The 26,552-nt window shown below is 61.0% G+C and carries 22 protein-coding genes; 11 read left to right on the top strand and 11 right to left on the bottom strand.

From position 1 onward, the window contains the following. Window positions 1–93: 93 nt before the first annotated feature. A complete protein-coding gene (gpmI, locus tag AC1Q9F_RS14515) occupies window positions 94–1,620 on the bottom strand; it encodes a 2,3-bisphosphoglycerate-independent phosphoglycerate mutase (protein WP_085684054.1) in 1,527 nt (508 codons plus the stop codon). Window positions 1,621–1,772: 152 nt separating this feature from the next. Here gpmI and AC1Q9F_RS14510 point away from each other — a divergent pair, with 152 nt between their 5' ends. The 3 genes from AC1Q9F_RS14510 to secB are packed head-to-tail and all read left to right on the top strand — an operon-like array spanning window position 1,773 to window position 2,985. Next, the gene (locus AC1Q9F_RS14510; RefSeq protein WP_007952524.1) at window positions 1,773–2,186 is read left to right on the top strand and encodes a rhodanese-like domain-containing protein; all 414 of its coding nucleotides are present in this window, start codon (window positions 1,773–1,775) and stop codon (window positions 2,184–2,186) included. A 1-nt stretch (window position 2,187) separates the two neighbouring features. Next, window positions 2,188–2,442, top strand: coding sequence for a glutaredoxin 3 (gene grxC / locus AC1Q9F_RS14505; RefSeq protein ID WP_007952522.1), 255 nt, complete (start codon window positions 2,188–2,190; stop codon window positions 2,440–2,442). 57 nt (window positions 2,443–2,499) lie between these two features. Next, on the top strand, window positions 2,500–2,985 hold the full coding sequence (gene secB, locus AC1Q9F_RS14500; RefSeq protein WP_169428457.1) for a protein-export chaperone SecB: 486 nt from the start codon (window positions 2,500–2,502) through the stop codon (window positions 2,983–2,985). A gap of 64 nt (window positions 2,986–3,049) precedes the next feature. Here secB and AC1Q9F_RS14495 read toward each other — a convergent pair whose 3' ends face one another. Then, the gene (locus AC1Q9F_RS14495) at window positions 3,050–3,505 is read right to left on the bottom strand and encodes a tRNA (cytidine(34)-2'-O)-methyltransferase (protein WP_007952520.1); all 456 of its coding nucleotides are present in this window, start codon (window positions 3,503–3,505) and stop codon (window positions 3,050–3,052) included. Between AC1Q9F_RS14495 and AC1Q9F_RS14490 the strand changes: the two genes are divergently transcribed. Beyond that, window positions 3,504–3,944 (top strand): hypothetical protein, encoded by a 441-nt coding sequence (locus AC1Q9F_RS14490; protein WP_045121688.1) that lies wholly within the window; start codon window positions 3,504–3,506, stop codon window positions 3,942–3,944. The genes AC1Q9F_RS14495 and AC1Q9F_RS14490 overlap by 2 nt on opposite strands. Before the next feature lie 410 nt (window positions 3,945–4,354). On the opposite strand, the gene ntrC is transcribed toward AC1Q9F_RS14490, so the two are convergent. The 5 genes from ntrC to glnA all read right to left on the bottom strand — a co-directional run bounded on the left by ntrC (window position 4,355) and on the right by glnA (window position 9,782). Beyond that, window positions 4,355–5,791, bottom strand: coding sequence for a nitrogen regulation protein NR(I) (gene ntrC, locus AC1Q9F_RS14485; protein WP_007952518.1), 1,437 nt, complete (start codon window positions 5,789–5,791; stop codon window positions 4,355–4,357). Beyond that, the gene (gene glnL, locus AC1Q9F_RS14480; RefSeq protein WP_007952516.1) at window positions 5,788–6,873 is read right to left on the bottom strand and encodes a nitrogen regulation protein NR(II); all 1,086 of its coding nucleotides are present in this window, start codon (window positions 6,871–6,873) and stop codon (window positions 5,788–5,790) included. Before glnL ends, ntrC begins: the two co-directional genes overlap by 4 nt. Window positions 6,874–7,103: 230 nt before the next feature. After that, a complete protein-coding gene (locus AC1Q9F_RS14475) occupies window positions 7,104–7,727 on the bottom strand; it encodes a DUF4124 domain-containing protein (RefSeq protein ID WP_492620052.1) in 624 nt (207 codons plus the stop codon). Further along, a complete protein-coding gene (locus tag AC1Q9F_RS14470) occupies window positions 7,724–8,233 on the bottom strand; it encodes a DUF4124 domain-containing protein (RefSeq protein WP_492620053.1) in 510 nt (169 codons plus the stop codon). Before AC1Q9F_RS14470 ends, AC1Q9F_RS14475 begins: the two co-directional genes overlap by 4 nt. Window positions 8,234–8,375: 142 nt before the next feature. Continuing rightward, window positions 8,376–9,782 (bottom strand): type I glutamate--ammonia ligase, encoded by a 1,407-nt coding sequence (gene glnA, locus AC1Q9F_RS14465; protein ID WP_179692968.1) that lies wholly within the window; start codon window positions 9,780–9,782, stop codon window positions 8,376–8,378. Window positions 9,783–10,109: 327 nt separating this feature from the next. On the opposite strand from glnA, the gene thiI reads away from it, so the two are divergent. Together thiI and typA are read left to right on the top strand one after the other, a co-directional pair. Beyond that, the gene (gene thiI, locus AC1Q9F_RS14460; protein ID WP_492620054.1) at window positions 10,110–11,564 is read left to right on the top strand and encodes a tRNA uracil 4-sulfurtransferase ThiI; all 1,455 of its coding nucleotides are present in this window, start codon (window positions 10,110–10,112) and stop codon (window positions 11,562–11,564) included. 139 nt (window positions 11,565–11,703) lie between these two features. Beyond that, window positions 11,704–13,524 (top strand): translational GTPase TypA, encoded by a 1,821-nt coding sequence (typA, locus tag AC1Q9F_RS14455; RefSeq protein ID WP_007952502.1) that lies wholly within the window; start codon window positions 11,704–11,706, stop codon window positions 13,522–13,524. 148 nt (window positions 13,525–13,672) lie between these two features. Here the strand turns inward: typA and AC1Q9F_RS14450 are convergent, their stop codons facing one another. Continuing rightward, a complete protein-coding gene (locus AC1Q9F_RS14450) occupies window positions 13,673–14,110 on the bottom strand; it encodes a YkgJ family cysteine cluster protein (RefSeq protein WP_007952500.1) in 438 nt (145 codons plus the stop codon). Between the two features lie 258 nt (window positions 14,111–14,368). Here AC1Q9F_RS14450 and AC1Q9F_RS14445 point away from each other — a divergent pair, with 258 nt between their 5' ends. The 5 genes from AC1Q9F_RS14445 to AC1Q9F_RS14425 all read left to right on the top strand — a co-directional run bounded on the left by AC1Q9F_RS14445 (window position 14,369) and on the right by AC1Q9F_RS14425 (window position 23,685). Beyond that, complete coding sequence (locus AC1Q9F_RS14445; protein ID WP_007952498.1) at window positions 14,369–16,819, top strand: glycogen/starch/alpha-glucan phosphorylase; 2,451 nt, start codon at window positions 14,369–14,371, stop codon at window positions 16,817–16,819. Between the two features lie 102 nt (window positions 16,820–16,921). Continuing rightward, window positions 16,922–20,512, top strand: a complete 3,591-nt coding sequence (locus AC1Q9F_RS14440) for a DUF2339 domain-containing protein (RefSeq protein ID WP_492620055.1) — start codon at window positions 16,922–16,924, stop codon at window positions 20,510–20,512. After that, the gene (locus AC1Q9F_RS14435) at window positions 20,509–21,873 is read left to right on the top strand and encodes a DUF3999 domain-containing protein (protein WP_492620056.1); all 1,365 of its coding nucleotides are present in this window, start codon (window positions 20,509–20,511) and stop codon (window positions 21,871–21,873) included. The genes AC1Q9F_RS14440 and AC1Q9F_RS14435 overlap by 4 nt, the downstream gene beginning before the upstream one ends. A gap of 195 nt (window positions 21,874–22,068) precedes the next feature. Continuing rightward, window positions 22,069–23,079, top strand: a complete 1,011-nt coding sequence (locus AC1Q9F_RS14430) for a class 1 fructose-bisphosphatase (protein ID WP_007952492.1) — start codon at window positions 22,069–22,071, stop codon at window positions 23,077–23,079. Between the two features lie 3 nt (window positions 23,080–23,082). Beyond that, a complete protein-coding gene (locus AC1Q9F_RS14425; protein WP_492620057.1) occupies window positions 23,083–23,685 on the top strand; it encodes a DUF924 family protein in 603 nt (200 codons plus the stop codon). Between the two features lie 13 nt (window positions 23,686–23,698). Here the strand turns inward: AC1Q9F_RS14425 and AC1Q9F_RS14420 are convergent, their stop codons facing one another. From AC1Q9F_RS14420 to AC1Q9F_RS14410, 3 genes are all read right to left on the bottom strand, one after another. Further along, window positions 23,699–24,031, bottom strand: coding sequence for a type II toxin-antitoxin system RelE/ParE family toxin (locus AC1Q9F_RS14420; protein WP_085698076.1), 333 nt, complete (start codon window positions 24,029–24,031; stop codon window positions 23,699–23,701). Further along, window positions 24,028–24,300, bottom strand: a complete 273-nt coding sequence (locus AC1Q9F_RS14415; RefSeq protein ID WP_492620058.1) for a type II toxin-antitoxin system Phd/YefM family antitoxin — start codon at window positions 24,298–24,300, stop codon at window positions 24,028–24,030. The genes AC1Q9F_RS14420 and AC1Q9F_RS14415 overlap by 4 nt, the downstream gene beginning before the upstream one ends. A 131-nt stretch (window positions 24,301–24,431) precedes the next feature. Continuing rightward, the gene (locus tag AC1Q9F_RS14410; RefSeq protein ID WP_492620059.1) at window positions 24,432–26,324 is read right to left on the bottom strand and encodes a methyl-accepting chemotaxis protein; all 1,893 of its coding nucleotides are present in this window, start codon (window positions 26,322–26,324) and stop codon (window positions 24,432–24,434) included. Between the last annotated feature and the right edge of the window lie 228 nt (window positions 26,325–26,552).

Below are 26,552 nucleotides of genomic sequence, written 5' to 3'. Positions count from 1 at the left end.
CCCGACGCGGCAAAAAAAACGCCTCAAAGCCAACTGCTTTGAGGCGTTCGTCATAAAAAGCCGTTTCAGGCTGATTACAGGGCGTTTTTGATATCAGACCAGAATCGAAGTGCCAGTCATTTCCGCCGGTTTTTCCAGACCCAGCAGTTTCAGCATGGTCGGCGCCACATCCGCCAGCACGCCGCCTTCGCGGACTTTCAGGTCGCGCTTGCCGACATAGATGAACGGCACCGGCTCGGTGGTATGCGCGGTGTGCGCCTGACCGGTGGATTCGTCGGCCATCTGCTCGACGTTGCCGTGGTCGGCAGTGATCAGTGCTTCGCCGCCGACTTTTTCCAGTGCTTCGACGATCCGGCCGACGCAGGTGTCCAGGCATTCCACGGCTTTCACCGCGGCTTCGAACACGCCGCTATGGCCGACCATGTCGCCGTTGGCGTAGTTGACCACGATCACGTCATAACGCTGGTTCTCGATGGCCTCGACGATGCGGTCGGTGACTTCCGGCGCGCTCATTTCCGGCTGCAAGTCATAGGTGGCGACTTTCGGCGACGGGATCAGGATGCGCTCTTCGCCCGGGAACGGTTCTTCGCGACCGCCGGAGAAGAAGAAGGTCACGTGGGCGTATTTCTCGGTTTCGGCGATGCGCAGCTGAGTCTTGCCGTTTTTCGCCAAATAGTCGCCGAGCACGTTTTCCAGGCTGCCCGGGGCAAAGGCTGCGGGGGCCGGGATGCTGGCGGCGTATTGGGTCAGGCCCACGTACTGCACTTTTGGCTGACGTGCGCGCTCGAATTCCTTGAAACCGTCTTCGACAAACACGCGGCTCAGCTCGCGGGCGCGGTCGGCGCGGAAGTTCATGAACACCACGGCGTCGCCGTCTTCGACTTTCACCGGCTCACCGATGCTGGTGGCTTTGACGAATTCGTCGCTCTCGCCACGGGCGTAAGCGGCTTCCAGACCTTCCTGAGCGGTGGCAGCGTTGAATTCGCCGTTGCCATCAACGATCAGGTTGTAGGCCTGGGACACGCGGTCCCAACGGTTGTCGCGATCCATGGCGTAGTAGCGGCCGATCAGGCTGGCGATGCGGCCCTTGCCGAGCGCCTGGAAAGTCGCGTCGAGCAGTTCGATCGACGAGGCAGCGCTTTTCGGCGGGGTGTCACGACCATCGAGGAAGGCGTGCAGGTAGATTTTTTCGGCGCCGCGCTTGAAGGCCAGTTCGGCCATGGCAATCAGGTGATCCTGGTGGCTGTGCACGCCACCATCCGACAGCAGGCCCATGAAGTGCACGGCCTTGCCGGCGGCCACGGCCTTGTCCACGGCGGCGCAGATGGTCGGGTTCTCGAAGAACTCGCCGTCGCGGATCGCTTTGGTCACGCGCGTGAAGTCCTGATACACCACGCGCCCGGCGCCGAGGTTCATGTGGCCGACTTCGGAGTTGCCCATCTGGCCGTCCGGCAGACCGACGTCCATGCCGCTGCCCGAGATCAAGCCGTTCGGCACGGTGGCCCACAGGCGATCCAGCACAGGCTTTTTGGCCGCATAGACGGCGTTGGATTCGGGGCTGTCGCTGTGACCGAAGCCGTCGAGAATCATCAGGACCAAAGGTTTAGGCGTGGTAGTCATGGAATCCACTCGTGGCTAATAAGAAGAGGGCGATGGAAAAGGGAGTTGGAGTTTAAAGCGAAGTTCCGGCGGCGTCACCGCCGGACGGGGTTTGGCCGACCATAGTGGCTGTGTATACTGGCCGACATTTTAACGCCCTGGAACCTCCTTCGATGGTTGCTCACCTGATTGAATTTGCCACTAACCACTACATTCTTGTCGGTATCTTCGTCGTACTGCTGGCTTTGCTGCTGGCGCATACGGTGCAGGGCGGCGGTAAAAGCCTGAGCACGGGCGAGCTGACCGCACTGGTCAACAAGGAAGCCGGCGTGGTGGTGGATATCCGTCCGAGCAAGGACTACGCCGCCGGTCACATCGTTGGCGCGGTGAACATTCCCCAGGACAAACTGGCCGCCCGTATCGGCGAGCTGGAAAAGCACAAGGCCAAGACCATCATTCTGGTCGACGCCCTGGGCCAGACCGCCGGCACCCACGCCCGCGAACTGATGAAGGCCGGCTTCACCGCCGCCAAGCTGTCCGGCGGGATTTCCAGCTGGAAAGGCGACAACCTGCCGTTGGTGAAGTGACATGAGCGACGTCATCGTCTACTCCAGCGATTACTGCCCTTACTGCTCGCGCGCCAAGTACCTGCTCGCGAACAAAGGCGTGGCCTTCGAAGAGATCAAGGTCGATGGCAAGCCGCAGGTGCGCGCCGCCATGGCCCAGAAGGCCGGACGCACGTCCGTGCCGCAGATCTGGATCGGCGACACCCACGTCGGCGGATGTGATGATTTGTATGCCCTGGAGCGCGCCGGCAAGCTCGACGCGCTGCTCAAGGCCTGAACTGCTGCACCTGCAAACCAAGAACCCTAAAAGACCCAAGATCAGAAAGGATCTGAGATGACTGACCAACAGAACACTGCAGCCAGCGAAGAAGAAACCGCACCGCAATTCTCCTTGCAGCGCATCTACGTGCGCGACCTGTCCTTCGAAGCCCCGAAAAGCCCGGCGATCTTCCGCCAGCAGTGGGATCCGGCGGTCGCTCTGGATCTGAACACCCGCCAGAAAGCCCTGGAAGGTGATTTCTACGAAGTCGTGCTGACCCTGTCCGTTACCGTGAAAAACGGTGAAGAAGTGGCCTTCATCGCTGAAGTGCAACAGGCCGGTATCTTCCTGATCAAGAACCTGGACGCGGGTTCGATGAGCCACACCCTGGGTGCGTTCTGCCCGAACATCCTGTTCCCGTACGCTCGCGAAACCCTGGACAGCCTGGTGACCCGCGGTTCGTTCCCGGCCTTGATGCTGGCCCCGGTGAACTTCGACGCCCTGTACGCGCAAGAGCTGCAGCGCATGCAGGAAGCCGGCGAGACTCCGACCGTTCAGTAAGCGGTCGATGCAACAACGAAAAAAGCGCCGTTACGGCGCTTTTTTCTTGGGCGATCGAATGGCGTTACTTGAAGTCGTTCTGCCGCCACGCTTCGTACACGGCCACTGCCACGGTGTTCGACAGGTTCAGGCTGCGGCAGCCTTCGCGCATCGGCAGGCGCAGGCGCTGTTCGCCGGGCAAGGCATCGAGCACTTCCGGCGGCAAGCCACGGCTTTCCGGGCCGAAGATGAACGCATCGCCTGGGACGAACGCGGCATCGTGAAACGGCCGTGAACCCTTGGTGGTGAAGGCGAACAGTCGTGGATGACCGAGGCTTTCCAGGCAGCTGGCGAGGTCGGCGTGGCGCTGCAAAGTGGCATACTCGTGGTAGTCGAGACCGGCGCGGCGCAGGCGCTTGTCGTCCATCTCGAAACCCAGCGGTTCGATCAAATGCAGGTGGCAGCCGCTGTTGGCGCACAGCCTGATAACGTTGCCGGTGTTCGGCGGAATTTCCGGTTGAAAAAGGATGACGTGAAACATGCACGGCTCCGAAGGTAAAGATGACGCGCATTCTACGCCGCAAGCGGATCCGCGTTCGAAACTATTCCCGCGGGTGATGGCTTCACTGGCGATCGTCGGTGTGATGGTCGGGATGATGATCGGCCGTTTGACCACGCCAGACCCAACCGTGTTGCAGCAGGTCGAGGTGATTGATGATGGTCTGGCGGTCTGGTTCAACAACGAGCCAAAGCTGCACGGCGAGATCGTTGATGGCAGCCTCGCGTTGCTGTTCGAAGCCGAAGGCAAGGCGCAGAAAGGTCAGCTCAAGTTCAACGGCAAGGACGTGAACTGGCGGACGCGGTTGAGTGACGGGGGATTGTTGCTGACGCTGGTGGCGGCGCGGCCGCTGCAGGGCGACTGGGCTGGCCAGGCGGTCGATGACCGCTGGCGGCTGGAGATCCATCTCCGGGAGCAATAAAAGAGGGAATCCCCGGCCTGCCTGTACCAAGGTTCCCGAAACGGGCGGGCTCATCGCATAGCGTTCTGAGCCGGTGTAAAGAAGGAACCCCTGACCTGCCTGTATCAAGGGCCCCAAAAGGGTGGACTCATCAAGTCCGGTGTAAAGAGGGGAATCCCCGGCCTGCCTGTACCAAGGCCCCCGAAAGGGTGGGTGAATCGAATCACCTGTATGAGTTATTGCAGGGGGCGTGCCAGGTTTTCGCGTTTTGAAACAAAAAAGCCCGACACAATGACGAAGGCCCCGTAATACGGGGCCTTCGTCTTTTTACAGGATGGGATTTTCAGCGGTTTACAGTGCAAGCCTGAGCCAGTGGCTGTGCCCGATTAAGGGTCACGGTGCCTTGCGGCGGTGCAAGCAGGCGCTGAATCTCAGCCTTCATCACCCTCATCGTCATCCCCGCCATCGACCTTCATCCCCAGTTCCTTGATCTTGCGGGTCAAGGTGTTGCGGCCCCAGCCCAGCAGCACTGCAGCATCACGACGACGTCCGGCGGTGTGCTTCAGCGCCGTCTCGATCATGATCCGCTCGAACGCCGGTACCGCGCTGTCGAGCAGGCTCGACTGACCGCGTGCCAAGGCCTGATCGGCCCACTGACGCAGGGCCTGTTCCCAGTTGGTCACTGGCGCCGAGTCCTGCGGCAGGCTCAGCAGTTCCGGCGGCAGGTCGCTGATGTGCACTTCGCGTCCGGACGCCATCACGGTGATCCAGCGGCAGGTGTTTTCCAGCTGGCGCACGTTGCCTGGCCATGGCAGGTTTTTCAGGTATTCCTCGGTCTCGCTTTTCAGCAGCTTCGGCTCCACCGCCAGTTCTTGCGCGGCGCGGCTGAGGAAGTGCTTGGCCAGGGTCGGGATGTCTTCGCGACGGTCCGACAGGCGCGGGATGTGGATGCGGATCACGTTGAGGCGGTGGAACAAGTCCTCACGGAATTTCCCGGCGTGAACCAGGGTTTCCAGATTCTGGTGCGTCGCGGCGATGATCCGCACATCGACCTTGACCGGCACATGCCCGCCAACGCGATAGAACTCGCCATCGGCCAGCACTCGCAGCAGTCGGGTCTGGGTGTCCGCCGGCATGTCGCCGATTTCATCGAGAAACAGCGTGCCGCCGTCGGCCTGTTCGAAGCGCCCGCGACGCAGGTTGGCCGCGCCGGTGAACGCGCCTTTCTCGTGGCCGAACAGCTCGGATTCCATCAGGTCTTTCGGGATCGCCGCCATGTTCAGCGCGATGAACGGCGAGGCCGCTCTTGGGCTGTGGCGGTGCAGGGCGTGAGCCACCAGTTCTTTACCGGTGCCGGATTCGCCGTTGATCAGCACGGTGATGTTGGAGTGGCTCAAGCGCCCGATGGCGCGAAACACTTCCTGCATCGCCGGCGCTTCGCCGATGATTTCAGGGGTGCGGGTCAGGGTCGGGGCGACTTCCAGGCCCTGTTGTTCCTGAGCGTGCTGATTGGCGCGCTTGACCAGCGACACCGCTTCGTCGACATCGAACGGCTTGGGCAGGTATTCGAATGCGCCGCCTTGGTAGGAGGCGACAGCGCTGTCCAGATCGGAATGAGCGGTCATGATGATCACCGGCAGCCGCGGGTGCTGCTCGCGGATCCGCGCCAGAAGATCCAGGCCACTGGCACCCGGCATGCGGATATCGGAGATGATCACGTCCGGCTGCTGGCGCGCGAGGCGGCTCATCACGCCATCGGCACTGTCGAAGCTCTGGGTGGTCATGCCTTCCTGTTGCAGGGCTTTTTCCAGAACCCAACGGATAGAACGGTCGTCATCGACGATCCACACGGTTTCACTACGGCTCATGTCGATGTGGCTCCTTGTTCCAGTGGCAGAAAGATCGAGAACGTGGTGTGGCCGGGGTGGCTGTCACACTCGATCAGGCCCTGGTGCTGGCTGATGATGTTCTGGGTGATGGCCAGGCCCAGCCCGGTACCGTCCGGACGGCCGCTGACCATGGGAAAGAAGATGGTTTCCTGAAGTTCCGCCGGAATGCCCGGGCCGTTGTCGATGATCTCGATCTTGGTCACCAGACGATGGCGAACGTGGCCGATGGTGAACTGGCGCATGGCGCGGGTGCGCAGGCTGATGCGGCCCAGGCGCAACTCGTTCTGGCTGCTGATGGCCTGCATCGCGTTGCGCACGATGTTCAACACCGCCTGAATCATTTGTTCGCGGTCGATAAGGACGTCGGGAATGCTTGGGTCGTAATCGCGCACCAGCGTGATGCAGCCCTGGCTTTCGGCCTCGACCAGTTGGCAGACGCGCTCCAGCACTTCGTGGACATTGCACAGGGCCAGCGACGGCAGTTTGTTCGAGCCGAGCATGCGGTCGACCAGGTTGCGCAGGCGGTCGGCCTCTTCGATGATCACGTTGGTGTAGTCGCGCAGGCTGTCTTCCGGCAGCTCCCGGGCCAGCAACTGCGCGGCACCGCGGATGCCGCCCAGCGGGTTCTTGATCTCGTGGGCCAGGCCGCGCACCAGCATCTTGCTGGTTTCCTGCTTCGACAACTGGGCCTCTTCCTTGGTGATCCGCAACAGGCGGTCACGGGGGTGGACTTCCAGCAGGAGCAGGGTCGCGCCGTTGCTGAGGATCGGTGTCACCGCGTAATCAACGGTCAGGGTCTGGCCGGTGAGGGCAGTGAGCATGGCTTCGCGCTTGGTGAACGGGTGCGCCTGCTCCACCGCCTGGCGCAACGAATTGAGCGCCTCGGTGGACTCGGTGAATAGCTCGCTGATGAACTGCCCATGGCTGCGCTGGCCGCTGATGGCCAGCAACATCTCCGCCGCCGGGTTCATGTACTCGAGGCGCAATTCGCTGTCGAGCAGGATGGTGGCGGTGGTCAGGTTGTCGAGTAGCAAGCGATGCAGTGCGTCACTGATGGTCATGAGGACCTCTTTTGGAGCATGGCGCGCGCAGGGATACAGCGCTGATGCGAGGAAAATGCAAAAACCAAACCAAGGCTCCGAAAAGAAGCGTTCAACCCCTGAAACGGGCGTTTGACGCTCGTTTGCGTGGCAGTCGAACCGCTCTGTCGGGTACTTTCGAACCAAAATGGGTTGGAATGTGAGTACGGTGCAGCGTATTGCACCAATATAGTGCGCAAAGCTGAGCGGCGTCAGAAGAAACGCAGGAAAGGGTTTTTCGGTTCGGCGGGTTTGTCTTTCAGCGGGCATTCCGGGCGAACGCCGTAGTCGGCGCTGACGCACGGTTTGACCTGACGCTTCTGTGCCAGGGAAATGCGCTGCATGTGGAACGGCTGGTTGGCGGTTTTCTCCACGGTTCGACCCTGAGCATCGAGGATCTCCACCGACAGGTTGTGGCTGCCACGATCAATGTTGCTCAGCGGGAACACCGGACTCAAGCCGGGTTCGCCGACGGCCTGGCCATCCAGCAGCAGGCGATACAGATGACCTCTTTGCAGGCCCGGCTCGCTGGTGACGCTGACGATCAGCTCGCCGGCGCTGCTGCGAATGGTTGCGTCCGGCTCGGGGATCAGCACGCGCAGCATGTCGTAGTGGAACAGCGGCGGCTCTGCTGATTTCTTCGACGGCGTGACCGGTGCAGCGGCGGTCGGATTCGAGGCCATCCGATTGCTGGTGGCCAGCGGCACACGCTTGGCGTTGCCGCGCGGTTGATCGGTGTAGACACGATTGCCCTGTGCATCGATGTAAGTGAACACCTCGGCCGATGCGCCAAATGCGATCAGCAACAGGCACCAGGTAATCAATCCCCGCGTCATGGCTTGTGTACCCGCTGCACGGTGAACACCACCGCCGGACTCTGCTGAATGATCGCCTCGCCATTGATCACCTGCACCGCCAGCCGATGCTCGCCCCGGTCAACGTTTACCAGTTGCAGGATCGGCACGTTGCTCGGCTGGCCATATGGCGCGTCGTCCAGCAGCAGACGCAATTGATGCGGCGGTTGCAGGCGCGGCTTGATCAGCACGCTGACTGTGAACGTGCCGTTGTTGGCGCGCAGGGCTTCTTCGGTGGGCAAGCCGGTCAGCTCCAGCACTTCATAGGCATTGCGCGCAGGCTCACGGCTGGTGGTGTCTGAAGAGGGCGCGCTCGGTGCCTGAGGCTGGACGCTGTTGAGCGGCGGCAACTCCACCGGCTGCGCCTGCACACCGTCCGGCGCGTGATCGCTGTACACCGTGTTGCCGCCGGCGTCGGTGTACTTGTAGATCTGCGCGGCAGCGGGCAGGGCGATCAGCAGCAGAATATAGGGAAGGGTGCGACCCATGAAATCGACCGGAAACGAAAACGATGGGATGCAGCATAGGACAGTGAAGCGGCGAAGGCTCGGATGGAAAACATCCGGCCATAAAAAAGGCCTCCCGAAGGAGGCCTCTTTTTGTCACGCCGCGTAGCGCGGCGCTACCGGATCAGCAGCTGTAGTACAGCTCATATTCCAGTGGGTGTACGAAGGTGCGGACCTTGATTTCTTCTTCGGATTTCAGCGCGATGTAAGCATCGATGAAGTCGTCGGAGAACACGCCGCCCTTGGTCAGGAACGCACGGCCCTTGTCCAGCTCTTCCAGGGCTTCTTTCAGGCTGCCGCAAACTTGCGGGATCTCTTTCGCCTCTTCAGGCGGCAGGTCGTACAGGTTTTTGTCAGCTGCGTCGCCTGGGTGGATCTTGTTCTGGATACCGTCCAGACCGGCCATCAGCAGTGCTGCGAAAGCCAGGTACGGGTTGGCAGCCGGATCCGGAAAACGCGCTTCGATACGACGGCCGCGTGGGCTGTTGACGTAAGGAATACGGATCGAGGCGGAACGGTTGCGAGCCGAGTAGGCCAGCATGACCGGGGCTTCGAAGCCTGGCACCAGACGCTTGTAGGAGTTGGTGGCCGGGTTGGTGAAGCCGTTCAGGGCCTTACCGTGCTTGATGATGCCGCCGATGAAGTACAGGGCGGTGTCGGACAGGCCGGCATAACCTTCACCCGCGAAGGTGTTCTTGCCATCTTTGGAGATGGACATGTGAACGTGCATGCCCGAACCGTTGTCGCCGTACAGCGGCTTCGGCATGAAGGTCGCGGTGCGGCCGTAGGCGTCGGCAACGTTGTGTACAACGTATTTCAGAGTCTGAACTTCGTCAGCTTTCTTCACCAGGGTGTTGAACTTGACACCAATTTCGTTCTGACCGGCAGTTGCCACTTCGTGGTGGTGAACTTCAACGGTCTGGCCCATCTCTTCCAGCGCGTTGCACATGGAAGTACGGATTTCGTGGTCGTGGTCGAACGGCGGAACCGGGAAGTAGCCGCCTTTCACGCCTGGACGGTGGCCTTTGTTGCCGCCTTCCACGTCCTGGTCGGACATCCACGAGCCTTGCTCGGAGTAGATCTTGAACATCGAGCCGGAGATGTCGGACTTGAACTTCACTTCGTCGAAGATGAAGAACTCAGGCTCTGGACCTGCGAATACGGTGTCACCGATACCGGTGGTCTTCAGGTATTCCTCGGCGCGGTGGGCAATGGCGCGCGGGTCGCGATCGTAACCTTGCATGGTCGAAGGTTCGATGATGTCGCAGACCAGGATCAGGGTCGGCTCTTCGGTGAACGGGTCCAGAACGGCGGTTTCGTCGTCCGGCAGCAGGATCATGTCGGAGGCTTCGATGCCTTTCCAGCCAGCGATGGAGGAACCGTCGAACATCTTGCCAACTTCGAAGAAGTCGTCTTCCAGCGCATCGCGAGCCGGCATGGTCACGTGGTGCTGAGTGCCTTTGGTGTCCGTGAAGCGCAGATCAATCCACTTGACGTCATGATCTTTGATGAGTTGAACCGACTTCGACATAGTGTCCTCCGGGTGAATTAGGGCGGGTAGTGGATGCCCTTAATAGTGGTGATGCCGGCGCGAATACTCTGCCAAGGCAACCTGCCTCACAAGGGAGCAAATTGCATGCCAGTGCCCCAGCATGGGTTTTTTGCCCCAAATTCACGCTTCTAAAGGTCGAAAGCGCCTTAAAGGCGAAAATTTCGCCCTCTAATGTAGCGCTCAAATCGAAAAATGACCCGTTTTGGTGCGTGCAAAACCTTCTGCACATTAACTGGTTAAACCTTGAGCAATTTCCGCTATAATCCGCGCCCCCCTTTTTCGGCTGGCCCTGCGCGCGCTGTTTTCATGAAACTAATCGTAAAAGTCTTCCCCGAGATCACCATCAAAAGCCGACCTGTCCGGACGAAATTCATCCGCCAGCTGGCCAAGAACATCCGCACCGTGCTCCGCGACCTGGACCCGGCCGTGGTGGTGAACGGTGTGTGGGACAATCTCGAGCTGGAAACCAGCGTCACCGACCCCAAGGCCCTGAAAGAGATGGGCGAACGCCTGACCTGCATGCCGGGCATCGCGCACTTTCTGCAGATCGACGAGTACCCGCTGGGCGACTTCGACGACATCACCGAGAAGTGCAAACAGCACTACGGCGATGCGCTGGCCGGGAAGATCTTCTCGGTGCGCTGCAAGCGTGCGGGCAAGCATGCGTTCAGCTCGATGGACGTCGAAAAATACGTCGGCAGCAAGCTGCGCCGTGAGTGCGGTGCCGCCGGAATCGACCTTAAACAGCCGGAAATCGAAGTCCGCATCGAAGTTCGCGACAAACGGTTGTTCGTGATTCACAGCCAGCACAATGGCATCGGCGGCTACCCGCTCGGTGCGCTGGAGCAGACGCTGGTACTGATGTCCGGTGGCTTTGACTCGACGGTTGCCGCGTACCAGATCCTTCGTCGCGGCCTGATGACGCACTTCTGCTTCTTCAATCTGGGCGGCCGTGCCCACGAATTGGGCGTAATGGAAGTCGCGCATTTCATCTGGAAGAAGTACGGCAGCTCGCAACGCGTGCTATTTGTCAGTGTTCCGTTCGAAGAAGTATTGGGCGAAATTCTCGGCAAGGTCGACGACAGTCATATGGGCGTCGTATTGAAGCGTATGATGTTGCGCGCAGCGTCGAGCATTGCCGAACGCCTGCACATCGATGCGCTGGTTACCGGCGAAGCGATTTCCCAGGTGTCGAGCCAGACGTTGCCGAACCTGTCGGTCATCGATTGCGTTACCGACAAACTGGTGCTGCGACCGCTGATCGTCGCCCACAAGCAGGACATCATCGATACGGCCGACCAGATCGGCACCGGTGATTTCGCCCGGCACATGCCGGAATACTGCGGCGTCATCTCGGTCAACCCGAAGACCGCCGCCAAGCGTGGCCGGGTCGAGCACGAAGAGCAGGAATTCGACATGGCGGTGCTCGAGCGTGCGCTCGCAAACGCCAGACTGGTGCCGATCGATCGGGTGATCGACGAATTGGGCCAGGATTTGCAGATCGAAGAAGTCAGCGAAGCGCTGGCCGGTCAGATCGTCATCGACATCCGTCACCCGGATGCCGCCGAGGATGACCCGCTGGAACTCGCGGGCATAGAGGTACAGACGATGCCGTTCTACGCAGTGAACGCTCGTTTCAAGGAACTGGACCCTACTCGCCAGTACCTGCTGTATTGCGACAAAGGCGTGATGAGTCGCCTGCATGCCCACCATTTGCTCAGTGAGGGGCATGCCAATGTGCGCGTTTATCGACCGAGCTAAGTGCCCGGGGCTGTTTGCCTGTGGCCTGCGTCACCGGCCCCCCGACACCGCCGTCAAGCTGTAACGGCCATGCCGGACACTACTGTCAATCGCTGCCAAGACTTGTCAGCAAACCGAATCCTCTGATCGAGATACACAAGTGATCGAAAATCTACGCAACATCGCCATCATTGCCCACGTTGACCATGGTAAGACCACCCTGGTAGACAAACTCCTGCGTCAATCCGGCACCCTGGAGCGCAACGAGCTCAACGACGAGCGCGTGATGGACTCCAACGACCAGGAAAAAGAGCGCGGCATTACCATTCTGGCGAAAAACACCGCCATCAACTGGAACGGCTACCACATCAACATCGTGGACACCCCGGGCCACGCCGACTTCGGCGGCGAAGTTGAGCGCGTAATGTCCATGGTTGACTCCGTGCTGCTGCTGGTCGACGCCCAAGACGGCCCTATGCCGCAAACCCGTTTCGTGACCAAGAAGGCTTTCGAAGCCGGCCTGCGTCCAATCGTGGTCATCAACAAGGTTGACCGTCCGGGCGCGCGTCCTGACTGGGTTCTGGACCAGATCTTCGATCTGTTCGACAACCTGGGCGCTACCGAAGAACAACTGGACTTCCAGGTTGTTTACGCTTCGGCCCTGAACGGCATCGCCGGTCTGGACCACACCGCCATGGGCGAAGACATGACCGCGCTGTACCAGGCGGTAGTCGACCACGTTCCGCCTCCGGCTGTTGACCGTGACGGTCCGTTCCAGATGCAGATCTCCGCTCTGGACTACAACAGCTTCCTGGGTGTTATCGGTGTTGGCCGTATCGCTCGTGGTCGCGTCAAGCCGAACACCCCGGTTGTCGCTATCAGCGCCGACGGCAAGCGCCGCAACGGTCGTATCCTGAAGCTGATGGGTCACCACGGTCTGCACCGCGTTGACGTTGAAGAAGCTGCAGCTGGCGACATCGTCTGCATCAGCGGTTTCGACGAGCTGTTCATCTCCGACACCCTGTGCGACATCAACAACGTCGAGGCGATGAAGCCTCTGACCGTTGACGAGCCAACCGTTTCCATGACCTTCCAGGTAAACGACTCGCCATTCTGCGGTAAAGAAGGCAAGTTCGTGACCTCCCGTAACATCAAGGATCGTCTGGACAAAGAGCTGCTGTACAACGTTGCACTGCGCGTTGAAGAAGGCGACTCGGCTGACAAGTTCAAGGTATCCGGCCGTGGTGAGCTGCACCTCTCGGTACTGATCGAAACCATGCGTCGCGAAGGCTTCGAGCTGGCCCTGGGCCGTCCTGAAGTGATCATCCGTGAAGTTGACGGCGTGAAGCAGGAACCGTTCGAAAACGTAACCATCGACATCCCTGAAGAATCCCAGGGCAAGGTCATGGAAGAAATGGGTCTGCGTAAAGGCGACCTGAGCAACATGGTGCCGGATGGTAAAGGCCGTGTTCGTCTGGAATACAACATCCCTGCTCGCGGTCTGATCGGTTTCCGTAACCAGTTCCTGACCCTGACCAACGGTGCTGGCATCCTGACCTCGATCTTCGACCGTTACGCTCCAGTGAAGTCGGGCCACATGTCCGGCCGTCAGAACGGCGTTCTGGTTTCGGTTGAAACCGGCAAGGCACTGACCTACTCCCTGGAAACCCTGCAAGCTCGTGGCAAGCTGTTCGTAGAACACGGCCAGGAGATCTACAACGGTCAGATCGTTGGTCAGAACTCCCGCGACAACGACCTGGGTGTGAACCCGACCAAAGGCAAGAAGCTCGACAACATGCGTGCTTCGGGTAAAGACGAAACCATCGCTCTGGTCCCACCTGTTCGCTTCACCCTGGAACAGGCTCTGGAATACATCCAGGAAGACGAGCTGTGCGAAGTTACTCCTAAGTCCATCCGTCTTCGCAAGAAGATCCTGGACGAAAGCGAGCGTACCCGCGCTGCCAAGAAAGCCAAGGCATAAGATTTAGCCAAGGCTGAAAAAAACGCCCCCGGTCGAGAGACCGGGGGCGTTTTTGTTTGTCCGGGATTTGATTATCGCGTTCGGCGTCTGGGACGCGGAGCGTCCCGGGCTGCATTCCCACGCAGAGCGTGGGAACGATCAAGCGGGATCAGAAGCGCTCGATCGACCGCGAATTCTGCACCCGCTCCACTTCCTTCGGCTTGTACGCGCAATAGCCAGGGCGCGGGCCGATCTTCGGGTGGTTGCGGCAGGTGTCCGGGCGCTTGTCATAAATGGTGCACAGGCGGCTCTTACGATCCAGGTAGTAGCAATCGTTGTTGCTCATGCGCTGCAGGGTGAAGATCCCCGACTTCTGGTTGAAGCGCTCGACCAGACCTTCTTTTTGCAGACGCTTGGCGATGTTCTTCGGCGGGTCACCCAGTTCGAACTCGTCGACCACACCGATGCGCACCAGATCCTTGATCTTGACCTCGACCGGCAGCGTGCAGCAGCTGGAAACGCACGAGCCGCACATCGGGGCCGAATATTTGGCCCAGGTATCGAGACGGTCGATCTCGGCTGCGGCGATCAGGTTGGGCTTCATCATCGGTGTTTACCAGGCGTGTGCATCAGGGCGCGCGATCATACCGGGACTGGTGGATTTTTGAACAACCTTTCGCCAGATTTTTTATTCATGCGCCCGCATCGTCCGACAATTCGGCACGGCCCCTGCATTCATTACCGCATTCGCCAGGGTATTGCCGGACGAAGTCTCACTCTCAGGAAAAACTGCCGAACCAGAGCCCCTACCGTCGGTCAGACCGTCTAGGCTCTGACAATTCCCCGCTCGCTCGAGGTCCTATCGATGACTCAAGAACCACTAGTTCGCGAAGCAGAGGTGGCCGCATTCCGCGACGCCGTCCTGACCAAACTCACCTACGCGGTGGGCAAAGACCCGGATCACGCCTTCGACCATGACTGGTTCGAAGCCATTGCCCTGGCGGCGCGCGATCACATGGTCGAGCACTGGATGGACCACACCCGGCAGATCTATCGCAAAGGCCAGAAGCGGGTGTATTACCTCTCGCTGGAATTTCTCATCGGCCGCCTGCTGTACGACAGCCTGAGTAACCTCGGTCTGCTGGACGTCGCCCGTGAAGCGCTGACCGAACTGGGCGTCGATCTTGAGCGCATCCGCATCCTGGAGCCGGATGCGGCGCTGGGCAATGGTGGTCTCGGACGGCTGGCGGCGTGCTTCATGGAAAGCATGTCGACCCTCGGCATCGCCGGCCACGGCTACGGCATTCGTTATGAACACGGGCTGTTCCGCCAGGCCATTGTCGACGGCTGGCAACAGGAACAGACCGAGCACTGGCTGGATTTCGGCAACCCCTGGGAGTTCGAGCGGCCGGAGGTGGTCTATCCGATCGGCTTCGGCGGCAGCGTCGAGACCGTCACCGATGCCAGCGGCAAGTCCCGGCAAGTCTGGCACCCGGCGGAAACCGTCCGGGCCATTGCTTACGACACCCCGGTGGTCGGCTGGCGCGGGGCGAGCGTCAACACCTTGCGCCTGTGGCGGGCGCGGGCCATGGAAGATTTGCATCTGGAGCGCTTCAACGCCGGTGACCACTTGGGTGCCGTCGCCGAAGTGGCCCGGGCTGAAAGTATCTCCCGCGTGCTTTACCCGGCGGACAGCACCGAAGCCGGGCAGGAACTGCGCCTGCGTCAGGAATATTTTTTCGTCGCCGCGTCGCTTCAGGATTTGCTGCGCCGTCATCGCAACATGCACACCTCGGTGCTGACCCTCGGCGATCACGCGGCAATCCAGCTCAACGACACGCACCCCTCGATCGCCGTTGCCGAACTGATGCGTCAACTGGTCGACGTTTATGACGTGGCATGGGACGCGGCGTGGCAAGTCACCGTCGATACGCTGTCGTACACCAACCACACGCTGCTGCCCGAAGCGCTGGAAACCTGGCCGGTGGGGCTGATGGAACGCATGCTGCCGCGGCACATGCAGATCATTTACCTGATCAACGCCCAGCACATCGATTCGCTGCGGGCCAAGGGCATCCACGATTTCGACGTGCTGCGCGCGGTCTCGCTGATCGAGGAAGACAACGGCCGTCGGGTGCGCATGGGCAACCTCGCGTTTCTCGGTTCCCACAGCGTCAACGGCGTGTCCGGGCTGCACACGCAGCTGATGCGCAAAACCGTGTTCGCCGAACTGCACAAGCTGTATCCGGAGCGGATCAACAACAAGACCAACGGCATCACCTTCCGCCGCTGGCTGTACCAGGCCAACCCGGAACTGACGTCGATGCTGGTCGATTCCCTCGGCGCTGATGTTCTGGATAACCCCGAACAGCGTCTGCTCGATCTTGAGCCGTTCGCCGAAAAACCCGCCTTCCGCAAAGCCTTCGCCGAGCAGCGGCTGCACAGCAAAAAAGCCCTCGCTTACCTGATTCACGAGCGGCTGGGGATTGCGGTCAATCCGGCGGCGATGTTCGACGTGCAGGTCAAGCGGATCCACGAATACAAGCGTCAGTTGCTCAATTTGATGCACACCGTCGCACTGTATCAGGCGATCCGCGCCGAGCCGGAAATCGACTGGGTGCCACGGGTGAAAATTTTCGCCGGCAAAGCGGCAGCGAGTTATCACCAGGCCAAGCTGATCATCAAGCTGACCAACGACATCGCCCGGGTGGTGAACAACGACCCGACCGTGCGCGGCCTGCTGAAAGTGGTGTTCCTGCCCAACTACAACGTGAGTCTGGCGGAAAGCATCATCCCTGCGGCGGACCTCTCGGAGCAGATTTCCACCGCCGGTTTCGAGGCCTCGGGCACCAGCAACATGAAGTTCGGCCTCAACGGTGCGCTGACCATCGGCACCCTCGACGGCGCCAACGTGGAAATGTGCGAAAACATCGGCGCCGAGCACATGTTCATCTTCGGTCTCAGCGCCCAGCAGGTCGAGGCGCGCAAGCAAAACCACGAGTTCAGCGCCTTGCCGGACATCGCTGCGTCCCATCGCCTCAATGATGTATTGCAGGCGATCCGCAGCGGGGTGTTCTCGCCGGACGATACGTCGCGCTACACCGGGCTGATCGATTCGCTGGTGGATTACGACCGGTTCTTCGTCTGCGCCGATTTCGACTCCTATTGGGATGCGCAGATGCGTGTCGATGCGCATTGGCACGACGCCAACAACTGGTGGCGTTCAGCGGTGCTGAACACCTCGCGCATGGGCTGGTTCTCGTCCGACCGGACGATCCGCGAGTACGCCACGGATATCTGGAAGGCACTGGAGTAACTTTTAGCGACAAATGTGCGCCCGGCCCCACGATTGTTGGGCCGGGCCGATATACTGAGCGTTGGTTCCGCCCCGCCACGGGGCTGCTCAGGGATATCGACCATGCAATGGATGTTCATGTTGATCGGGCTGCTGCTCGGCTGGCTGCTCGACGAGTCGTTCAGCGATGCGCTGTTGGGCGCGTTGCTGGGGCTCGCCATCGGGCAGGCGATGCGGATTGCCCGGCTCGGTTCACAGGCTGCCGAGCAACAGCGTCAGCTGGATCACGCGAAGATCGCGTTGCAGGGCGTCGAGCAGCGACTGTTTCTGCTGGAGGGCGCTCCGGCGCATTCGCCAGCGCCGCCGAGTGTCGCGCCGGCCAGCGAAACGATCGTTGAACCCGTCACGGTATTTGAACAACCCTCTGCCGCAGAACCCGAGCTGGTCTGGGAACTGCCACCCGAACTCGAACCTGTCGCCGTCGCTGCCAGCGAACCCGGTCAGCCGCTGCCGGTCGATGTCTGGCGCCCGGAGCCCGTCACCCGCGAACCACAACCGCCCGCCGAACCTCGTGGCCCGAACCTTATCGAGCGCGGCATCAGCGCGGCGCGCAACTGGCTGTTCGGTGGCAACACCGTGCTGCGGGTCGGTGTGGTGCTGTTGTTCTTCGGCCTGGCGTTCCTGCTGCGCTACGCCACCGAAGGCATGGTGGTGCCGATCGAATTGCGTTACGCCGGGGTTGCAGCGGCAGCGTTGGGATTGCTGGCGCTGGGTTGGTGGTTGCGCCATCGCAACAACAGCTACGCCTTGATGCTGCAAGGCACCGGGATTGCGGTGTTGTACCTGACGGTGTTTGCGGCGATGCGCCTGCACCCGCTGCTCGATCCGACTGCCGCGCTGGGCTTGCTGGTGGCGGTGACGGTGTTTTCGGCCATTCTGGCCATCACCCAGGATTCCCTGGCCCTGGCCTGCGTTGCCGCGCTTGGCGGTTTCGCCGCGCCGATTCTGACGTCGACCGGCGCCGGCAACCATGTCGCGTTGTTCAGTTATTTCGCGCTGCTCAACGCCGGCATTCTGGCCATCGCCTGGTTCAAGGCCTGGCGTCTGCTCAACCTGATCGGTTTCGTTGGGACCTTCGGCATCGGTTTCGCCTGGGGCCTGCGCTCGTACACGCCGGAACTGCTGTGGAGCACCGAGCCGTTCCTGATTCTGTTCTTCCTGATGTACCTGGCCATCGGCCTGCTGTTCGCCCGGCGCAAGTTGTTGGACATGCCGGACGCCCCGGCAGACGACGATCGTGAGGCGCTGCTGCACTGGTCGGCGCGCAAGGGCGACTACGTCGACGGCACGATGCTGTTCGGTCCGCCGCTGGTGGGTTTCGGTCTGCAATTCGCGTTGGTCCAGCATCTGGAATTCGCCGCTGCGTTCAGCGCACTGGCGCTGGGCATGATCTACATGGCCCTCGCCAAAGTGCTGATGGGCGGCCGGGCATTGTTGCTGGGCGAGACTTGCCTGGCGCTCGGGGTGATATTCGCCAGCCTGGCGATTCCGCTGGGGCTGGATGCACGCTGGACATCTGCCGCCTGGGCGGTGGAGGGTGCGGGGATTTTCTGGTTGGGTTTACGTCAGCAACGGCCATTGGCCCGGGCCTTCGCATTGCTGCTGCAATTGGGTTCGGCGCTGGCGTTTCTCAGCCAGTTGCGTGTCGGCGAAAGCAGTCTGCTCGACGGAGCGCCGCTGGGCGCATTGATGCTAGGCGCGGCGTTGCTGTTCAGCTTCTATCAATTGCGCAAGGCGTCGCTGGAGCAAACATCACCGTGGGAGCGTCAGGGGCTGCCAGTGCTGGCGAGTCTGGGGCTGACCTTCCTCTATCTGTTGGCGCCGCTGTTCTTCTTCACTCAGGGCACGGCGATCAGTTGGGCGCTGGCCGGTCTGGTGACCTTGTTCGTCGGCTTGCGCCTGCAATCGCGCACGTTCCTGTTCAGCGCGTTTGCTGTGCAATTGCTCGGCGGAGCGTTGTTCCTGTTGCGCCTGCAAGGGGCGGGCGAGGATTCGGCAGCCGTGTTCAGCGCCGGGTGGAGCGGTCTGCTCAGCGCCTCGTTGATCGGTCTGGCGCTGATCGCCGGCATGTTGCTGGCGGCACGTGACGAGATGGTGCGCAGCGATGTTCGTCTGTTGCGCGGTTTGTCGGTGGTGCTGCTGGCGGGGTTGGTGCTGATCAATCTGGCGGTGTTGTTCGTGCTGCCGTGGCAGACCGCGAGCGCGGTGTGGGCGGCCAGTGGCTTGCTGATCATCTGGCTCAGTCTGTACCTCAAGCAGCGCGTGAGTTTTGTCTTTGGTCTGCTGTTGCAACTGATCGGCGGCGCAGCGTTTTTGCTGGCCGGCCCCGAGCTGCTCGGGCCGTTGTCCAGCGAAGGTCTGCGACCGCTGGCCCATGGCGGATTCTGGACGCCGCTGGTGCTGGGCCTGGCGGCGATGATCGGGGCGTGGCGCCTGCAACTGGGCAATCACGCCTCGGCGTTCGATGTGCTGAGTCTGCAGCGCCTGTCCGAAGTGTTGCTGGTGTGGGGCGCCGGTTGGTGGGCGCTGGCGTGGGTCAGCGAAGTGCTGCGGTTTGCGCCACTGAATCTGCAGGTGCCGCTGTTGCTGCTGGTCGCCGCGCTGAGCGTTGCGTTGTGGACGCTGTTGGCCTTGCGTCTGAAATGGCCGTCGCTCGGGCTGCTTTGCACCGTGCTGATTCCGGCAGCCGGACTGGTGTTGCTCGCCGCGTGGCACTTGCGTTATCACCCGGCGGCGAATTTCGGCTGGCTGGCGTGGGCGGCGGTGTTCGTTGTGCATTTCATCAGCCTGCGGCGGCTGGCGCCGATGTTGCCGGCGCGGTCTTTGAGCACGGCGCATGTGCTCGGTTGCTGGCTGCTGATCGGCGTGCTGGCGCTGGAGTTGCGCTACGGCCTGCTGTTGTTGTCCGAGCAGTACAACGCCTGGCGCTGGCTGGGCTGGGCGATTCTGCCGAGTGTGTATCTGTTGTTGATGGCCGCACCGCGTCAGTGGCCGTGGCCGGTGGCAGCGTTCCCTCGCGAATATCGCCTGTACGCGGCGGCGCCGCTGGCGGTGCTGATGCTGGTCTGGTTCTGGCTGGCCAATGGCGTCAGCGATGGCAATGCCGAGCCGCTGCCTTATGTGCCGCTGCTCAACCCGCTGGAATTGGGTCTGCTGTTTGCGCTGTTCGGTGTTTACGTGTGGTCGCGCAGCGCCGTTGCCGAGCTGTCGATCCGCCAGGATTACGCGGCTTACGCGACTCAACTGATTGCCGGCGTTTCGCTGTTCGCGTTCTGCACTGCGCTGGTCACCCGCGCCGCGCACCATTGGGGCGGCATTCCGTTCGAGCTGGATCTGCTGCTCGAATCGATGCTGGTGCAGGCCGGTCTGTCCATCGTCTGGACGCTGATGGCGCTCGGGCTGATGATCGGCGGGCACCTGCGTCATCGCCGCGAAGTGTGGCTGATCGGCGCGGCGCTGATTGCGCTGGTGGTGGCCAAACTTATTTTTGTCGAATTGAGCAACCGTGGCGGACTGGCCCGGATCGTCTCGTTCATCGGCGTCGGCGTGTTGCTGCTGGTGGTGGGCTACTTTGCGCCGCTGCCACCCAAACGCGTCGAAGCTGCACCGGCGGCGGACAAACCGGCCCCGGAAACCGAAGGAGTGTCGTCTTGAGTCGCAAGCTTAATCTTGGGTGGCTGTTGCTGGGCGTGGCCATGACGGCCGGCGCCCAGGAAAAACCGGCGGACTTCGCCGCGCAGGTGCCATTGTCGGTCAGTGGCGCAGGCCCGTGGTATCGCCTTGAACTGCCGCTGAACGTGCAGTTGCAGGCGCGCCAGACTGATCTCAGCGACCTGCGGGTGTTCAACGCCGCCGGAGAACCGCAGGCCTATGCACTGGCCCGGGAGTCAGCGCAAACCCGCGACGATGGCCAGTTGCATGAGGTGAAGTGGTTCCCTCTGTACAACTCGGCGGATGCCACCGAGCGCGCGCCGAGCGTCCGCGTGCAATCCACCACCACCGGCACGCTGGTGGAAGTACAGCCGTCCAGTCAGCTTGAGGCCGGGGAAGAAGTGCTGCGCGGCTGGCTGCTCGATGCCAGCGCGATCAAGGCGCCGTTGCAGCAATTGATCCTCGACTGGACCAGCGAGCGCGACGGCTTCCAGCGTTTCAGCATCGAGGCCAGTGATGATTTGCAGCACTGGCAAGCCTGGGGCGAAGGCCAGGTCGCGCGCCTGACGTTTGCCGACGAACGGGTCGAGCAGCATGAAGTGGCGCTGCCGGGGCAATCGGCGCGGTATCTGCGTCTGCTCTGGGATTCGCCGGCCTCGGCGCCGGTCCTGACGTCGGCGCAACTGAAAAGCAGCGACCCGCGCAACCTGCCGCTGCCATTGGTCTGGTCGCCGGCGCTGGCCGGCAGCAGCGGCAAGGCCGGGGAATACACTTGGCAGTTGCCGATGGGGCTGAACATCGAGCGGGTGCAGGTCGAGCTGAAGCAAGCCAACAGCCTCGCGCCGGTGACCCTGTCGGGACGTCGCGAAAGCAGTCTGCCGTGGCAGCCGCTTAGCAGCGGCTTGCTCTATCGCCTGACCCAGAACGGCCAGGACGTGGTGCAGAACGAATTGCAGCTCTACGGGCAGACCGTGCAGCAGTTGAAACTGACGGTCGACGAACGCGGCGGCGGTCTCGGCGAACAGGCGCCGAGCGTGAAATACGCGGTGCGCGCCACTCAGGTGATCTTCCTCGCCCGGGGTGACGGGCCGTACAGCCTGGCGCTGGGCAATCCGACCGTGAAGACGGCGAACCTGCCGCTGACCACGCTGATCCCCGATTTCAAACCGGAGAAATTGGCCTCACTGGGCAAGGCCTCGGTGCAGGGCGAAGCGCTGGCGACCCAGACTTCGACAGCCACCACCTCGGCCACGGCGGACACCAACTGGAAGAAGTTCGGACTGTGGGCGGTGTTGCTGCTCAGCGTGCTGTTTCTGGCGGCGATGGCCTTCAGTCTGCTGCGCAAGCCGCCGGCCAAGTCGTGAATATGACGGGTGTGGTCTCTACACCCGTCGGGTTTCCAACTACGCTGAATCCGGTGCCTGAACTCTCTCGGTTCGATCACGTCTGATAGCAGGAATTGCACCCGACGCACGTTACCGGGCGTCATTGCTCGCTACGGTTTCAGACTCCCTGTAAACTGCGCGGGTTTTTAGCCCCCCATTCCACCGGAGCCGTCCATGTCCCGCGTTACCCTGAGTCGCTATTTGATTGAGCAGACCCGCAGCAACAACACTCCTGCCGATCTGCGTTTCCTGATCGAAGTGGTGGCGCGCGCCTGTAAAGAGATCAGCCACGCCGTGTCCAAAGGCGCCCTGGGCGGTGTTCTGGGCAGCATGGGCACGGAAAACGTGCAAGGCGAAGTGCAGAAGAAGCTCGACGTGCTGTCGAACGAAATCCTGCTCGAAGCCAACGAGTGGGGCGGTCACCTGGCCGGCATGGCGTCCGAAGAAATGGACAACGCCTACCAGATCCCGGGCAAATACCCGAAAGGCGCCTACCTGCTGGTATTCGACCCGCTGGACGGTTCGTCGAACATCGACATCAACGCCCCGGTCGGCACCATCTTCTCCGTGCTGCGTTGCCCGAACGAATACCTGAGCCAGAACGAAGCGCTGGATGAAAAGGCCTTCCTGCAGCCAGGCACTCAGCAGGTTGCCGCCGGTTATGCGATCTACGGCCCGCAAACCATGCTGGTGCTGACCCTGGGCCACGGTGTCAAAGGCTTCACCCTGGACCGCGAAATGGGCAGCTTCGTCCTGACCCACGAAGACATCACCATTCCTGAATCCACCCAGGAATTCGCCATCAACATGTCCAACCAGCGCCACTGGGAAGCTCCGGTACAGCGCTACGTTTCGGAACTGCTGGCCGGTGAAGAAGGCCCGCTGAAAAAGAACTACAACATGCGTTGGGTCGCGGCGATGGTTGCCGACGTTCACCGCATCCTGACCCGTGGTGGTCTGTTCATGTACCCGCGCGACAGCCGCGAGCCGTCCAAACCGGGCAAACTGCGTCTGATGTACGAAGCCAACCCGATGTCGTTCCTGGTGGAACAGGCAGGCGGCGCTTCCACCGACGGTCACCAGCGCATTCTCGACATCAAGCCTGAAGGCCTGCACCAGCGCGTAGCGGTGTTCCTCGGCTCGAAAGAAGAAGTCGCCCGCGCCACGGCTTACCACAAGGAATAAACCATGAACGCGCCCTGGCAGCCGTTGCTCGATTGGTGGTTCGGTCACTCCGAATCGGCTACAGAAGTGACGGCGCAACAGGGCGGGTTGTGGTTCGGCAAGAAAGACAGCCAGGACCTCGAAGCGCGTGAGCGTTTCGGGGTCTTTGTCGATCAGGCCCTGGCTGGCGAATTGACCGAGTGGACGCAACGTCCCGAAGGCTGGCTGGCGGTGGTGCTGTTACTCGATCAACTTCCGCGAATGATCTTTCGCGATACGCCCAAAGCTTTCTCGGGTGATCTACGGGCACAGAAACTGGTTGCCCAAGGTATCGCAGCGGATTTCGATCGGCAGTTGAGGCCAATCCAGCGACTCTTCATCTACCTCGTCTTCGAACACTGCGAAAACCTCGCGGTGCAGAATGAAGCGGTCTCTCGATTCATCGAGCTGGTAGCTGAGCAGCCGGAGGCGGAGCGCAGGGTGTTTGCCGACAACCTGGACTATGCCGAGCGGCATCAGAAGGTGATTGCGCGGTTTGGACGGTTTCCGCATCGCAATGCGGTGTTGGGGCGGGAGTCTACGGCGCAGGAGCTGGAGTTTCTTTCGCAGCCTGGGTCGAGTTTCTGAAGCTGCATCAGACTCACGGATTGCCTTGAAGCAAACGCTTCATCAAGAGTGCAGGCAGGTTTTTTCTCGTATCGGCGATGATATGGATATAGATGGTCTGCTCTCGGACTTCATAAATAATGCGATTCAAGCCAGAGATGACTTGTCGATATTGACCGAGGTTCAGCCTTTCTATTTCTTCGGGAATGGAACCTGAATAGGGTAAGGATGCGAGACTGCGAATAGCGACCTTCAAGCTGGCATAAGTGCTATGCCAGGTTTGAGGTGAGAACTGTTTGATGAGGTAGGTGCGAAGATCTTTGAGATCTGTTTCGGCGGACTGAAGAATAACGACCTTCAAACTCATTGGGGGTCGATCCTGTCCAGCTCTGCGAAAACGTCTTCAACGTCCCTGTACTTGCCTTCCTCAATTTCTCGATTTCCCATGGCAAGCAGTTTGAGCAGAGCCATTGTTTCTTCCTGCTCTTCAAAACTTTTGACGTCCATGACTACAAGCTTCGCTTCGCCGTTCTGGGTAATCACCAGCGGCTCACGGCTTTCGCTAATCTTTTTGACGATTTCGGCGGTATGGCTTTTCAGGTAGCTGATGGGTTTGATCTGGGATGAAAGCTTCACGGGCTGCGCCTCGCTGAGTGGACTAGGACTGAGTTTAGTCTTAATTCAGTCCTGAGTCAGTCCGAGGTGACAAGCGTGTCGAGCGTTGTTCCGTCTTCGCGGGTTCAAGTGCGAAGACGGCTTCGAACGACTTAGATCCGGAAACTACCCACCAACTGCTTGAGTCGAGCAGCCTGCTGCTCCAGATCCGCACAAGCCCGCAGCGTCGCCTGCAAGTTCTCCACGCCTTCCTGGTTCAGCGTGTTGATCTCATTGATATCAACGTTGATCGACTCGACCACCGCTGTCTGCTCTTCCGTCGCGGTCGCTACCGACTGGTTCATGCCGTCGATTTCGCCGATGCGCTGGGTCACGCTGCCCAGGCGTTCGCCGGCCTGGTTGGCGATGCCGACGCTGCTTTCGCTCTCACGCTGGCTCTCGGTCATGATGCCGACCGCCTGACGCGCGCCGACTTGCAGCTCTTCGATCATCTTCTGCACTTGCTGCGCCGAATCCTGGGTGCGGTGCGCCAGGTTGCGGACTTCGTCGGCGACCACGGCGAAACCACGACCGGCTTCACCGGCACGGGCCGCTTCGATGGCGGCGTTGAGCGCCAGCAGGTTGGTCTGCTGGGAGATGCTGGTGATCACTTCCAGAATCTGCCCGATGTTCACGGTGTTGCTGTTCAGGGTTTCGATGTTGCCGCAGGAGTCGCTAATTTTCGCCGACAGCTGTTGCATCGCGTGGATGGTCTTATCCACCACCTGCTGGCCGTCTTCGGCCAGGCTGCGCGCATCGCTGGAGTGTTGCGAGGCGAGGGCGGCGTTCTGGGCGATTTCCTGGGCGGCGGCGCCGAGCTGGTTGATCGCGGCGGCCACGCTGTTGGTGCGCGAGGCCTGCTGGTCGGAGTTGAACATCGACGAGTTCGACGCCGCGACCACGCGCAGGGCGACTTCGTTGACCTGCCCGGTGGCCGACGACACTTCGCGGATCGAGGTGTGGATGCGCTCGACGAAACGGTTGAACGACAGCCCCAGCGCACCGAATTCATCGTGGCCGTGGATGGTCAGGCGTTTGGTCAGGTCACCTTCGCCTTCGGCGATGTCGTGCATGGCGCGGCCCATGGTCAGCAGCGGCTGCATCAGCACGCGGATCAGCATGCCGAGCAGGGCGATGATGATCACCACAGCGATGATCATGGCGATCAGCGCCGAGGTGCGGAATTCGCTGAGCATCGAGAACGCGGTGTCCTTGTCCAGCACCAGCCCCACGTACCAGTCGGCCGACGGCACGCCGTTGACGCGGGTGAAGGAGATCAACTGGGTCTTGCCGTCGAACTCGACTTCCTTCAGGCCCGGGCTGACTTTCGGCGCGCCGTTGGGATAGGCCTCGGCCAGGGTCTTGAGCACCAGTTTGCTGTCCGGGTGGATCAGGATCTTGCCGTCGGCACCGACGATGAATGCGTGACCGTGGCCGCCGAAGTTCAGCGAGTTGATGATCGCGCTGACGCTCGACAGATCAATGTCGGCGCCGGCCACACCGATCATCTGGCCCTCGCGCTGCACCGGGGTAGCGACGGTGATCACCAGTTTGCCCGACGAGGCGGCGATGTACGGTTCGGTGACGATGGTCTGTTGCGCAGCGTTGGCCGCCTTGTACCAGCCACGGGCGCGCGGGTCGTAATCCGGCGCGCGGTTGCCGGCCGGGACCGAGAACATCACGCCGTCGGCGCCACCGAAGTAGCTGAGCTGGAAATTGCCGGTGTAGGCGGGCAGGTCGATGATGCGTTTCAGGCTGGTCGGAGCGTTGCCGTCGGCGACAACCTGTTGCGCCATCGATTGCAGCAACTGAATGCGGCTTTCCAGCCAGGTCTGGATGTTGCTGGTGGTCAGGCTGCCCAGTTCCTGCATCGACGCTTCGGTGCTGCTTTGCAGGGCTTCGCGCTGGCGATAGTCGTTGAACAAAATGAAACAGGCGAACGCAACGGCCACCACGAGGGCGGCAGCCAACAAGATCTTGTGGCTGAATTTCATGTTTCTGGTCATTAAGTGAGCTACCGCGAAGGGGCTGGTCAAGAAAGGGCGGCAATTTGCCACACTATCGGGCTTTGCGCTGCTCTTATTTCGACCGCTGCGCGCCAAAGATTAGGCGCCTTTTGCGAAATGCGACGAAATGCTCAATAGCCTTACAAACTGTCTGATTTACCGGCGAAAGCCGGACGAGCGGGCTAACAAATAGCCAGCCTCCCAGGGAACCAGACAGGGGTTTTCTCT

It is taken from the genome of Pseudomonas sp. GW823-FHT04A03 (assembly GCF_058796615.1).
The sequence above is the reverse complement of the archived record's forward strand: the minus strand, read 5'-3'. Positions and strand labels throughout refer to the sequence as shown.

Bases quoted from the DNA above. Each gene is read 5' to 3' on its own strand.
- gpmI (WP_085684054.1), bottom strand. From the start codon at position 1,620: ATGACTACCACGCCTAAACCTTTGGTCCTGATGATTCTCGACGGCTTC.
- AC1Q9F_RS14510 (WP_007952524.1), top strand. From the start codon at position 1,773: ATGGTTGCTCACCTGATTGAATTTGCCACTAACCACTACATTCTTGTC.
- grxC (WP_007952522.1), top strand. From the start codon at position 2,188: ATGAGCGACGTCATCGTCTACTCCAGCGATTACTGCCCTTACTGCTCG.
- secB (WP_169428457.1), top strand. From the start codon at position 2,500: ATGACTGACCAACAGAACACTGCAGCCAGCGAAGAAGAAACCGCACCG.
- AC1Q9F_RS14490 (WP_045121688.1), top strand. From the start codon at position 3,504: ATGCACGGCTCCGAAGGTAAAGATGACGCGCATTCTACGCCGCAAGCG.
- AC1Q9F_RS14495 (WP_007952520.1), bottom strand. From the start codon at position 3,505: ATGTTTCACGTCATCCTTTTTCAACCGGAAATTCCGCCGAACACCGGC.
- ntrC (WP_007952518.1), bottom strand. From the start codon at position 5,791: ATGAGCCGTAGTGAAACCGTGTGGATCGTCGATGACGACCGTTCTATC.
- glnL (WP_007952516.1), bottom strand. From the start codon at position 6,873: ATGACCATCAGTGACGCACTGCATCGCTTGCTACTCGACAACCTGACC.
- AC1Q9F_RS14475 (WP_492620052.1), bottom strand. From the start codon at position 7,727: ATGACGCGGGGATTGATTACCTGGTGCCTGTTGCTGATCGCATTTGGC.
- AC1Q9F_RS14470 (WP_492620053.1), bottom strand. From the start codon at position 8,233: ATGGGTCGCACCCTTCCCTATATTCTGCTGCTGATCGCCCTGCCCGCT.
- glnA (WP_179692968.1), bottom strand. From the start codon at position 9,782: ATGTCGAAGTCGGTTCAACTCATCAAAGATCATGACGTCAAGTGGATT.
- thiI (WP_492620054.1), top strand. From the start codon at position 10,110: ATGAAACTAATCGTAAAAGTCTTCCCCGAGATCACCATCAAAAGCCGA.
- AC1Q9F_RS14450 (WP_007952500.1), bottom strand. From the start codon at position 14,110: ATGATGAAGCCCAACCTGATCGCCGCAGCCGAGATCGACCGTCTCGAT.
- AC1Q9F_RS14445 (WP_007952498.1), top strand. From the start codon at position 14,369: ATGACTCAAGAACCACTAGTTCGCGAAGCAGAGGTGGCCGCATTCCGC.
- AC1Q9F_RS14440 (WP_492620055.1), top strand. From the start codon at position 16,922: ATGCAATGGATGTTCATGTTGATCGGGCTGCTGCTCGGCTGGCTGCTC.
- AC1Q9F_RS14430 (WP_007952492.1), top strand. From the start codon at position 22,069: ATGTCCCGCGTTACCCTGAGTCGCTATTTGATTGAGCAGACCCGCAGC.
- AC1Q9F_RS14425 (WP_492620057.1), top strand. From the start codon at position 23,083: ATGAACGCGCCCTGGCAGCCGTTGCTCGATTGGTGGTTCGGTCACTCC.
- AC1Q9F_RS14420 (WP_085698076.1), bottom strand. From the start codon at position 24,031: ATGAGTTTGAAGGTCGTTATTCTTCAGTCCGCCGAAACAGATCTCAAA.
- AC1Q9F_RS14410 (WP_492620059.1), bottom strand. From the start codon at position 26,324: ATGACCAGAAACATGAAATTCAGCCACAAGATCTTGTTGGCTGCCGCC.